The 3,370-nt window shown below is 66.6% G+C and carries 3 protein-coding genes and 2 pseudogenes; 3 read left to right on the forward strand and 2 right to left on the reverse strand.

Annotation, left to right across the window (positions count from 1 at the left end):
- Window positions 1-131: pseudogene (locus FFS27_RS33910) on the reverse strand (hypothetical protein); the annotation flags it as partial.
- On the opposite strand from FFS27_RS33910, the pseudogene FFS27_RS30650 reads away from it, so the two are divergent.
- Together FFS27_RS30650 and FFS27_RS30655 are read left to right on the forward strand one after the other, a co-directional pair.
- Window positions 127-243 (forward strand): annotated as a pseudogene (locus FFS27_RS30650) (lipoprotein-releasing system ATP-binding protein LolD); the annotation flags it as partial. The pseudogenes FFS27_RS33910 and FFS27_RS30650 sit on opposite strands and share 5 nt — an antisense overlap.
- A gap of 69 nt (window positions 244-312) precedes the next feature.
- A complete protein-coding gene (locus FFS27_RS30655) occupies window positions 313-1,557 on the forward strand; it encodes a lipoprotein-releasing ABC transporter permease subunit (protein ID WP_003105198.1) in 1,245 nt (414 codons plus the stop codon).
- Between the two features lie 75 nt (window positions 1,558-1,632).
- On the opposite strand, the gene FFS27_RS30660 is transcribed toward FFS27_RS30655, so the two are convergent.
- Window positions 1,633-2,166: a DUF2062 domain-containing protein gene (locus FFS27_RS30660; RefSeq protein ID WP_003091165.1), complete on the reverse strand. Its 534-nt coding sequence runs from the start codon at window positions 2,164-2,166 to the stop codon at window positions 1,633-1,635.
- A 130-nt stretch (window positions 2,167-2,296) separates the two neighbouring features.
- On the opposite strand from FFS27_RS30660, the gene FFS27_RS30665 reads away from it, so the two are divergent.
- Window positions 2,297-3,370, forward strand: a 1,074-nt coding sequence (locus FFS27_RS30665) for a ComEC/Rec2 family competence protein (protein ID WP_034065903.1), incomplete at its 3' end; no start/stop codon positions are given.

Genomic DNA, 3,370 nt, shown 5'->3' on the forward strand with positions numbered 1-3,370 from the left:
GCAGCTTTTCCAGGGCGGAAATCCAGGCGCTGGACCATGAAGGTAGCCATGATCTGCCCCGGCGTGGCGCCGAGGGTACGAAGGATGGCGATGTCCGACTTCTTGTCGGTGACCACCATCACCAGGGTGGAACTGAGCCGTTCGTTGCAGACCTCGTTCCTGGTGGTAACCCACGATCTCCAGCTGGCCGGGCACATGGATCGCATCCTGCGCCTGGAAGAAGGCCGACTGATCGCCGCGTAGCGGGGCGACGGCGTGCCCGCCGTCCGCTCCCGTCCGGCGAATCCCCCATCGACTCGGTGCATCCGCGACATGTTCAGACCGTTACCGTTCTTCATAGGCCTGCGCTACACCCGCGCCAAACGCCGCAACCACTACATCTCGTTCATCTCGCTGACCTCGATGATCGGCCTGGCGCTGGGCGTGCTGGCGATGATCATCGTGCTCTCGGTGATGAACGGCTTCCAGAAGGAAATGCGCACGCGGATCCTCGGCATGGTGCCGCATGCCACTATCAGCGCGACGCAGCCGCTGGACGACTGGCAGACCGTCGCCAACGCGGCGCTGCGGCACCGCGAGGTGGTCGGCGCGGCGCCGTTCGCCGAACTGCAGGGCATGCTGTCGTACAAGGGCAACATGCTGCCGGTGCTGGTCAACGGCATCGACCCGCAGGAGGAGCGCAAGGTTTCCATCATCGGCGAGCACATCGTCCAGGGCAGCCTGGACGACCTCAAGCCTGGCGAGTTCGGCATCGTCCTCGGCGAGATCACCGCGCGGCGCTTCCATGTCAATGTCGGCGACAAGCTGACCCTGATCGTCCCGGAAGCCACCAGTGCGCCGGGCGGCATCACTCCGCGCATGCAGCGCTTCACCATCGTCGCCCTGTTCAAGGTCGGCGCCGAACTGGACAACTCGCTGGCGCTGATCGACATCGCCGATGCCGGCCAGTTGCTGCGCCTGCAACCGGGCCAGGTGCCGAGCGTGCGCCTGGAACTGAAGGATCTCTACCAGTCGCCGCAGGTCGCCGCCAAGGTGGTCAAGGAGTTGGGGCAGGGCTTCAGGTCCAGCGACTGGACCAGGACCCAGGGCAGCCTGTTCAACGCGATGAAGATGGAAAAGACCATGATCGGCCTGCTCCTGCTGCTGATCATCGCGGTCGCCGCCTTCAACATCATCGCCACCCTGATCATGGTGGTCGCCGACAAGCGCACCGACATCGCGATTCTTCGTACCCTCGGCGCCACGCCGCGGCAGATCATGGCGATCTTCATGGTCCAGGGCACCGTCATCGGCGTGATCGGGACGGTCATCGGGGGGGTGCTCGGGGTGTTCGCGGCGTTGAACATCACCGGGATGATCGACCGCATCGAGCGGCTGGTCGGGCACAAGGTCTTCAGCTCGGACGTGTACTTCATCAACTACCTGCCTTCCGACCTGCAGGTGCTGGACGTGGTGCTGATCTGCAGCGCTGCATTGCTGATGAGCTTCCTCGCCACCCTGTACCCATCCTGGCGCGCGGCGCGGACACAACCGGCCGAGTCGCTGCGCTACGAGTGAGCGCCAGTCCCTGCACGGGGCGGACAAGGCCCACGAAAAAGCCGCCTTCGAGGCGGCTTTTTCATGTCCGGCGGATCACTTCGCGGCGACCCGTTCGCGACGTTGCCGGCAGCGTCGGCTCCAACTGCGCTGCACCCACCAGCGCCAGTAGAGCATCGTCAGCGCGTAGCCGAGGATGGCGGCGATGATGCCGCACACCACCGAACCGAGCAGGAAGGGCTGCCAGAGGCTGGACAGCTCCTGGCTGATCCATTCCCAGGTGAGATGGTCCGGCAGGGTGCGCGGCGGCACCTGCATCAACCAGGCGCCCAGCTTGTAGGTGCAATAGAAGACCGGGGGCATCGTGATCGGATTGGTCAGCCAGACCAATCCGACGGAGATTGGCAGATTGCTGCGAATCCACACCGCCAGACCGGCCGCCAGCAGCATCTGCATCGGCATCGGGATGAAGGCGGCGAACAGCCCGGCGGCCATGGCGCGCGATACCGAGTGGCGATTGAGATGCCAAAGGTTGGGATCGTGCGTCAACTTGCCGAGAAAGCGCAGCGACTTCTGCGAGCGGATGCTTTCCGGATCGGGCATGTAGCGCTTGAACAGGCGACGCGGCATGTGGGCTCTCAGTGGATATAGGCTTGCGTATTATGCCAAGCAAGATGACAGGATTTCGTTGCCCATTGTATGACCCCATGTGACATGTCGGGGAGCGGAGGGCACGCCACGGGGATGGGAGGAACCGTTCATGCGCCTGGGATTGCCAGCTCTCGCCGCGGGGCTGCTGGCCCTGCGCTTCCTGGCGGAATTGCCGTCGGTCGGCTGGCTGCTGGGCATGGCCGCCGCCGGACTGTTGCTGCTGTTCGGCCGGCTGTACTGGCTGGGGTTGTTCCTGCTCGGGTTCGCCTGGGCCTGCGGCTCGGCGCAAGTCGCCCTGGACGGACGCCTGGCCGCCGAGCTGGATGGTCGCACCCTTTGGCTGGAGGGGCGTGTGGTCGATCTGCCGGCGAGCGGCGAGGGCGTCACGCGCTTCCGGCTGGAGGAGGTCAGCGCTGCGCGGGGCGTGCTTCTTCCCGAGCGTCTGCGCCTGAGCTGGCGCGGCGCGCCGCCGCTGATGGGCGGCGAACGCTGGCGCCTGGCGGTGACCCTGAAACGCCCCCGCGGCCTGGTGAACGCGGCGGGTTTCGACTACGAGGCCTGGTTGTTGGCGCAGCGGGTCGGTGCTGTGGGCACGGTGAAGGCGGGCCAACGCCTGCAGCCGGCCAGCGGCCTGGATGCCTGGCGCGATGCCTGGCGCCAGCGCCTGCTGGCGGTCGACGCACAGGGGCGCGGCGCCGCCCTGGCGGCGCTGGTGCTGGGGGATGGCTCGGGATTGAGCGCGGCCGAGTGGCGAATGTTCCAGGACACCGGCACCGTGCATCTGATGGTCATCTCCGGTTCGCATATCTCGTTGCTGGCAGGGATGCTCTATGGCCTGGTGGCGGCCTTGCATCGCCTGGGCTGCTGGCCGCGGCGCTTGCCCTGGCTGCCCTGTGCCTGCGCCCTGGGTTTGCTTGGTGCCTGGAGCTACGGGTTGATGGCGGGTTTCGAGGTCCCGGTGCGGCGTGCTTGCCTGATGGTCAGCCTGGCGCTGGTCTGGCGCCTGCGTTTCCGCCACCTGGGCTTGCTGACCCCGCTGCTGGGAACGCTGGTGCTGGTCTTGCTGGTCGAGCCGCTGGCCAGCCTGCAGGCGGGGTTCTGGCTGTCGTTCCTGGCGGTTGCCCTGCTGCTCTGGCTGTTCGCCGGGCGCCTTGGGCGCTGGCGCTGGTGGGCGGCCTGGGGG

It is taken from the genome of Pseudomonas sp. 2VD (assembly GCF_005503585.1).
GTDB lineage: Bacteria > Pseudomonadota > Gammaproteobacteria > Pseudomonadales > Pseudomonadaceae > Pseudomonas > Pseudomonas aeruginosa.

What these genes read in the sequence shown, in the direction of transcription:
- FFS27_RS30655 (WP_003105198.1), top strand. Translation starts at nt 313, where the DNA reads ATGTTCAGACCGTTACCGTTCTTCATAGGCCTGCGCTACACCCGCGCC.
- FFS27_RS30660 (WP_003091165.1), bottom strand. Translation starts at nt 2,166, where the DNA reads ATGCCGCGTCGCCTGTTCAAGCGCTACATGCCCGATCCGGAAAGCATC.